The organism is Pseudovibrio sp. POLY-S9 (assembly GCF_001431305.1).
GTDB lineage: Bacteria > Pseudomonadota > Alphaproteobacteria > Rhizobiales > Stappiaceae > Pseudovibrio.
Map to the genome: position 1 here is coordinate 54,103 of NZ_LCWX01000132.1, position 6,023 is coordinate 60,125.

Annotated in this window: 9 protein-coding genes; 2 read left to right on the forward strand and 7 right to left on the reverse strand. The window is 49.9% G+C overall.

Annotated features, from left to right (window positions below; all coding sequences use genetic code 11):
• The first annotated feature begins 5 nt into the window (after positions 1-5).
• Positions 6-464, forward strand: coding sequence for an NUDIX hydrolase (locus PPL9_RS11655; RefSeq protein ID WP_057462854.1), 459 nt, complete (start codon positions 6-8; stop codon positions 462-464).
• Positions 465-479: 15 nt separating this feature from the next.
• Here PPL9_RS11655 and PPL9_RS11660 read toward each other — a convergent pair whose 3' ends face one another.
• Positions 480-1,235, reverse strand: coding sequence for an amino acid ABC transporter permease (locus PPL9_RS11660; RefSeq protein ID WP_200962279.1), 756 nt, complete (start codon positions 1,233-1,235; stop codon positions 480-482).
• A gap of 244 nt (positions 1,236-1,479) precedes the next feature.
• On the opposite strand from PPL9_RS11660, the gene PPL9_RS11665 reads away from it, so the two are divergent.
• The gene (locus PPL9_RS11665) at positions 1,480-2,262 is read left to right on the forward strand and encodes a transporter substrate-binding domain-containing protein (RefSeq protein ID WP_208989321.1); all 783 of its coding nucleotides are present in this window, start codon (positions 1,480-1,482) and stop codon (positions 2,260-2,262) included.
• Between the two features lie 70 nt (positions 2,263-2,332).
• On the opposite strand, the gene PPL9_RS11670 is transcribed toward PPL9_RS11665, so the two are convergent.
• The 6 genes from PPL9_RS11670 to PPL9_RS33235 all read right to left on the reverse strand — a co-directional run.
• Entirely contained in the window at positions 2,333-2,992 is a 660-nt protein-coding gene (locus PPL9_RS11670) for a glutathione S-transferase family protein (RefSeq protein WP_057462856.1), read from the reverse strand.
• Positions 2,993-3,213: 221 nt separating this feature from the next.
• The gene (locus PPL9_RS11675; RefSeq protein WP_057462857.1) at positions 3,214-3,984 is read right to left on the reverse strand and encodes a hypothetical protein; all 771 of its coding nucleotides are present in this window, start codon (positions 3,982-3,984) and stop codon (positions 3,214-3,216) included.
• The gene (locus PPL9_RS11680; RefSeq protein WP_057462858.1) at positions 3,984-5,051 is read right to left on the reverse strand and encodes a Rieske 2Fe-2S domain-containing protein; all 1,068 of its coding nucleotides are present in this window, start codon (positions 5,049-5,051) and stop codon (positions 3,984-3,986) included. The genes PPL9_RS11675 and PPL9_RS11680 overlap by 1 nt, the downstream gene beginning before the upstream one ends.
• Entirely contained in the window at positions 5,048-5,215 is a 168-nt protein-coding gene (locus tag PPL9_RS32375; RefSeq protein ID WP_159096913.1) for a hypothetical protein, read from the reverse strand. Before PPL9_RS32375 ends, PPL9_RS11680 begins: the two co-directional genes overlap by 4 nt.
• Positions 5,215-5,484, reverse strand: coding sequence for a hypothetical protein (locus PPL9_RS11685; protein WP_057462859.1), 270 nt, complete (start codon positions 5,482-5,484; stop codon positions 5,215-5,217). Before PPL9_RS11685 ends, PPL9_RS32375 begins: the two co-directional genes overlap by 1 nt.
• 45 nt (positions 5,485-5,529) lie before the next feature.
• Positions 5,530-6,023, reverse strand: a 494-nt coding sequence (locus PPL9_RS33235) for a glutamate synthase-related protein (protein ID WP_208989322.1), incomplete at its 5' end; no start/stop codon positions are given.

The following is a 6,023-nucleotide window of genomic DNA, read 5'->3' on the forward strand; positions in this document are numbered from 1 at the left end:
AACCCATGAAGAGTGCCCTTAGAAAGACAGAGGCACAAGTCTGGCCAGAACCAAAACGCCAGTTTGCTGCACTGCCTTTCAAAAAGAATAAAAAAGGTAAGCTACAAATTCTTCTGATTACGTCCCGCGAAACCAAGCGTTGGGTTCTCCCTAAAGGCTGGCCAATGAAGGATCTCAGTGGTGGAGAAGCCGCAGAGCAAGAAGCCTTCGAAGAAGCTGGCATTAAAGGTGAGCTGACAGATCAAGCTGCTGGAATCTATCATTACCCTAAGCTTCGGGTCACCAAAGAGCCGATCCCTTGCCGCGTGAAGGTTTTTCCGCTGGAAGTGACTGAGATGCTTGAGGACTGGCCAGAAAAGGACGAGCGCACACGGAAATGGTTCTCCGTAAGCGATGCTGTTCATGCTGTAGATGAGCCGGAACTAAAGGCTTTGCTGGCCAACTGGTCACCAGTGAAAAGCTAGGTAACAGCCTGTTCTCTAGGCATGCTCAGCCTTAAAACGACGCTCCAGCCAACGAACACCTTGCGAGACAATCAGGATCAAAACTAGATACTCCAGCACAAGGACGCTGTAGATTTCGAGTGGTCGATATTCTGTGACGACCAGCTCATTTGCACGCCTTGTCAGGTCTTGCAGGCCAATCACGGACACCAAACTCGACATTTTCAGCATATAGACCAGTTGGTTTCCAAGCGGTGGCAGCATACGGCGGATTGCAAGCGGAAGAATGATAAAGCGAAGACGCTGAAAATAACTCAGCCCAAGAGAGCGACCCGCTTCGACCTGTCCTTTATCGACTGACTGTATGCCTGCTCTGAAAATTTCAGCCTGAAACGCGCTGTCTGACAGGGCAAGAGCCAGTACACCTGCCCAGAACACGTTGATTGAGATATTCGCGACAACAGGCAAGCCGTAATAAACCCAAAAAATCAGCACCAGACTTGGCACTGAGCGCACCACTTCAACGTAAGTTCTGTTGAACGCAATTCCGTACTTATTGTCTGAAAGCCCCGGCAGAGCGACAATAAGGCCAACGAACATGGAGATTGCGATTGCTGTGAGCGAGACACTGACTGTTTCTTGCAGCCCGGCGATCATGAAACCGAGATTAACTCTTCCTGTCTCAGTGTTTGGTGAGACTACATACCAGCCCCACTGGTCACCAGTGCAGCCCGCCAAAACGAATGCCAATGCGACGAGCACTGCTGCATTTCGGAATTTCAAGGTATCCACCTTCCAAATTTAAGAAGGCTGCCAACGGAAGCAAAACACGTAAGCAGCTCATGTATCTGCCTCAACACAGATAGATTGCCGGACACAAAACCTAGAGTGTCGTGCGCTCTTATACAAATCTTATAGAGACTTACCGCACACAATTAATTGAAGTCGGTTTTCTCTCAAAAACAGCATTGTAGTTATCGCTAAAATGGCTAGGTTTGCATTGGGCCAGATTCCAACTGCGTTTCAAGGAACTCTCATGAAGATGCTACGTTCATTTCTTACTGTAATTTTCGCTGCCGGCACGTTGTTCTCCGGCTCTGCATTTGCGCAATCCGCGCTTAACGAAATTTTGGATTCCGGTGAACTGAGGGTTGGTACAACCGGAGACTGGAACCCAATGTCTGTTCGAGATCCTGCCAGCAATGGATATAAAGGGTATGACATCGACATCATGAACGAGCTTGCAACCGACCTTGGTGTGAAGCTCACCTTTATTCCAACCGATTGGAAAACCTTGGTGAATGGTATCGTTGCAGGCAAGTATAACCTGACTGGCTCTGCTTCAATCTCCCCAAGCCGCATGAAAGTAGCTGGTTACTCCGAAAGCTATATTTCCGTTGAGATCCTGCCGTATACGACCAGCAGCAAAGTTGGTGAGTTCAACAGCTGGGACAGCATCAACCAGAAAGACGTGACGGTCGCAACCACGCTTGGCACTACGTTTGAGAAGCTGAGCAAGGAATGGTTCCCGAATGCAACTATCAAAGTTGTTGAGGCACCTGCTCGTGGCTATCAGGAAGTGCTGTCAGGCCGCGCTGATGTTTTCATCACCTCCAACATTGAAGGTGCTACGCTGAAAGCGAAGTTCAAGCAGATCACCAACGTGCCAGTTTCTGAAAGCAGAAACCCGACCCCGATCGCTATGTTGATGCCGCAGACTGATCAGGTTTGGATCAACTACATCAACAACTGGATCAAGATTAAAAAGATGAATGGTTTCCTTGATGCGACAGCTCAAAAATGGGGCTTGGCGCAGTAAAAACTGTTCATGAAGAATAAGAAAGGCGCCTCAAATTGGGGCGCCTTTATCTTTTGGGCTCACTGCACGCTTATGCGTCTACCTGAATAAACTTTGCAACCCAATCCTGCATCGCTTTGCGGTTTATATCGATTGACGTTGCAGCATGAGAGAGAGATTGCATAGCTTGCCACCAATGTTGGCATTTAGGCTTCAGCATTAGCTCTCCACCAAACATACCAGCAAGCTGCTGAGCCTGAGAAAACGTTGTGGCAAAGGCTACATCAACCAAAGTAACATGATGGCCAATCGCATACGGCTCAGCCTCAATCATGTCCTCCAAACGTTCGAACGCAACACTCATGTCATTGATCAACTGCTTGTAGACTTCATCCCTCGGCGGCTTTCCGGCTTTGATTGGGGCATAAAATGCGCGAACAGATGGTTCAATCCGCGTGTCGTGCAGACCCATCAGTGCCCTGACTTTAGCGCGCTCGATAGGGTGTTCTGGCATTAACGCTGGAGACGGTGCGGTTTCCTCAAGATACTCAAGGATCGCGTTTGAATCTGACAGAGCAGCTTCACCATCCTTTAGGCCGGGAATTGAACCCGCTGGAACGATCTTCTTATAGGCTGCTGATCCATATCCATCTGGGGGCGGTAGCTCGGCGTAATCCAGATCTTTCATATCCAAAGCAATTCGAACTTTCGCGCAGAATACGGATTCTGGGTAGGCATAAAATTGTATCATTGGATCACCAGATTGTGCTTAGCGGCGGCGCTGCTTTGTGCGCACGCTTGGGAACATGCGGCAAACAAGAGCGCCTAGGAAGGAGGACGCAATACAATTTGTGTTGCACTGCAAACATGGTGTTTTTAGCAGTCTATGAATTGTTACGCCACTTCAACCTTTGGATACGCTGTTTTTGGGCGGCAAACTGCTTCGCCGCCGCAAGTGCTGTCTCCGATAAGCTAGAGTTGTTTAGCGCTGTCCAGATTCACCTTGAAGATCATCAGGTCATCCCGGCGCTCGACCTCACCTTCCAACGAAATCAGTAGAGCAACCCAATCTTCAACTTCGGCAGTCAAAGGCTCACCATTTTCGTCAGCCAACACGAAGAATTCACTTCCCATAAGAGGCGTAGAAGTCACAAAAACAGGAGGAATACCGCCAATGATGCAGAGATTTGCGCAGGCTTTGTGGGCTAATCCGACGCCCGGACGCATTGCGCCATTGTAGCATTTACCATCACAAATCTCACCGGTTAGCCGCCATTTTCCTAAATGCTCTGCTGGTGCTGGTGTAAAATTTTGGACCGGATTTTCCGCAGCACGAAGAGAGACTTTACCTCCGACCTGCAACATATCGAGATCACCACGCTTCAGCAAAATGCCGCCAGCATCAACAGGCTGACCATCCAAAGGGCCGGCAAGTTGCTGCATGCCGCGTTTGCCAATGCCAGAAATCAGCATGGCATGCGGCTTGTCACGCCCATCTTCTCCAGCAGGAAGCCGGAGTAGAGGGTAAGGTTTTGCATCTACGTAGCCTGTAAACGTTTGATATCCAGCGCCCCAAGCAAAGCGGGCGTCACCCGGATCAGGAACAGACGAGCCAATACCAAACGCCACGCCTGCTGCTGCACCAACGAGAATTGCAGAGATTAAGAACAAGAAGCCTTGCAGGCTCTTTGGTGGCTTTTTCGCCCAACCGATAAAGAAGGGATCTGGTTTCTTTTTGGCCATTAATTTCCCTCCGCCATTATCGGAGAAACAATAGGTTCAACATACGTTCCCGGTGGCAGAGCCTCTACGTTCAGCCACAAACGACCGTTTTCCAATTTGAGCCGATAAGTGGAAATTTTCTCTGTAAATGGAGGAGGAGATTTTCCATCTTCCAGGCGGTACTGATAGCCATGCCATGGGCAGGTCACACAGCCATAGACAATCTTACCTTCTCCCAAAGGTCCGTTCTGGTGGGCGCAAACATTGGAGATCGCAGAGAGTTTCTTGCCATTTCTGAAGATCGCGACGCGCTCATCATCAGTAATGGAGATAATTCTCGCCCGCTTATCAGGAACATCTTTTGGATCACCTGCATCCATCCACGTGTCGCTGTCATCCATCGTATTTTGTTGCGTATCAAAGAGGTGCTCTTTTCTTGCAGCAAGCAGGTGCAAAGTGGCGACAAGCGCGACAGACGCGCCGACTGCAGTGGTCATGAAAGGACCGGCAGCGCTCTGCAAAGCACCGAGTGCAACATGGGCAACAACCAGCGCATACGCCAAATAGATTCCCATATGGAGGGTCTTCCAAAGCGTAGGCTTTAGGAAATGCAGCCAGAAATCATGACTTGTAACTGCGAGAATGGTCAGGATCAGAAGGGCAAAGACGCCTAGGATTTCGAATGGGAAACCAAGAAAACGGTCGAAGCTGGTATTTACAATGAAGACCGAGACGTAACGATTAATTGGCGAGAACGCATTGTACCAGCCAAGAATGTTGTCGACATGGAAGTAGGCCAGCACGCAAGTGATCACGCCCAGGTGACGGCGGTTATAAAGAAGCGGCAGGAAGCGCTTGTCCAGTCGAGCTAGTGGCCCGATACATAGAATAAATGTGAGTAGGAAGAAGACACAGGTACCAAATGCCTGCGCTTTGTAGATATCCCAATCAATCGGTCTTGTGACTGTCTGGAACATCGGCGCGATGTAGATGTAGATTCCCAGATATGCGCCAACAGTTGCCAAGACGACGGCATCATAGACAAATTTTGTACGGTTCCAGATTACAGGTACATATTTAACACTCACTGGTTTGCCTCCAGAGCCGACTTTGCTGTGTCGTCAAGGGGAACAGGCGGCTGTTCGTGCGTTCCTGTCGGACGCATCAAAAGCGCTAGGCCCAAAACGAGAGGAATGAGAATGGCCAGAATGAGCCAAATGGTGCGGTGGGCTTTTCTATAGGCACGTTGCATTACTTCTTGGCCTCCTGCTCTTCGTGGAGTTCTTTTTCTTCTTTATCGAGCAAGATTTTTTCACCGGAGCGTTCCAGCGCAATCCAACGCACAATGACGATTGGCCAAAGCAGGATCAGCCCCGGGATGATTTGCAGGCGGAAAAGAAAAGCTCCACGTGCGGCAAGTTCCACGCGCCCAAGGCCAAAACTGATAAAGGCCAGTGCGACGACAAGACCAATCACGCAGTAAATTTGTGCAATCAGAATAATACCTTCAGCAACAATCATTTCTGCACCCTACTGATTTTGTGCTGCCTTTGATGGCAAGGAGAATTAGTCATTGGGGCCGTGCCCTGCCCAGTTGATACCAGCAAGTTCCGACATTTCCTTCTTCCAACTTGTAATATCGTCGATAGAGAAATCGGAGATATGCGCATGCCCGCAAGCCCGGGCCATCACCTTCATCAGTTCAACTGAGGCCGTGAAAAACTTCTCCAGACGCTTTGCAGACTTTTCAACTTCCAGACGCGCGACCAGATGATCTTTCTGGGTGGCAATACCGACCGGGCAGTTGTTGGTGTGACATGCCCTCATGGCGATACAGCCGATGGCCTGCATTGGCGCATTCGCCAGGGCTATGGCATCGGCACCCAAGGCCATTGCTTTCACGAAATCTTCCGGTTTGCGAAGACCGCCGGTGATGACAAGCGTTACATCCCGTTGACCACTGCGATCCAGATGACGACGCGCTCTCGCCAACGCCGGAATGGTTGGAACAGAGATGTTATCTCTAAACACGAGCGGCGAAGCACCGGTGCCACCGCCAC

Bases quoted from the DNA above. Each gene is read 5' to 3' on its own strand.
- PPL9_RS11655 (WP_057462854.1), top strand. From the start codon at position 6: ATGAAGAGTGCCCTTAGAAAGACAGAGGCACAAGTCTGGCCAGAACCA.
- PPL9_RS32375 (WP_159096913.1), bottom strand. From the start codon at position 5,215: ATGCAACGTGCCTATAGAAAAGCCCACCGCACCATTTGGCTCATTCTG.
- PPL9_RS11685 (WP_057462859.1), bottom strand. From the start codon at position 5,484: ATGATTGTTGCTGAAGGTATTATTCTGATTGCACAAATTTACTGCGTG.
- PPL9_RS11675 (WP_057462857.1), bottom strand. From the start codon at position 3,984: ATGGCCAAAAAGAAACCAGATCCCTTCTTTATCGGTTGGGCGAAAAAG.
- PPL9_RS11670 (WP_057462856.1), bottom strand. From the start codon at position 2,992: ATGATACAATTTTATGCCTACCCAGAATCCGTATTCTGCGCGAAAGTT.
- PPL9_RS11665 (WP_208989321.1), top strand. From the start codon at position 1,480: ATGAAGATGCTACGTTCATTTCTTACTGTAATTTTCGCTGCCGGCACG.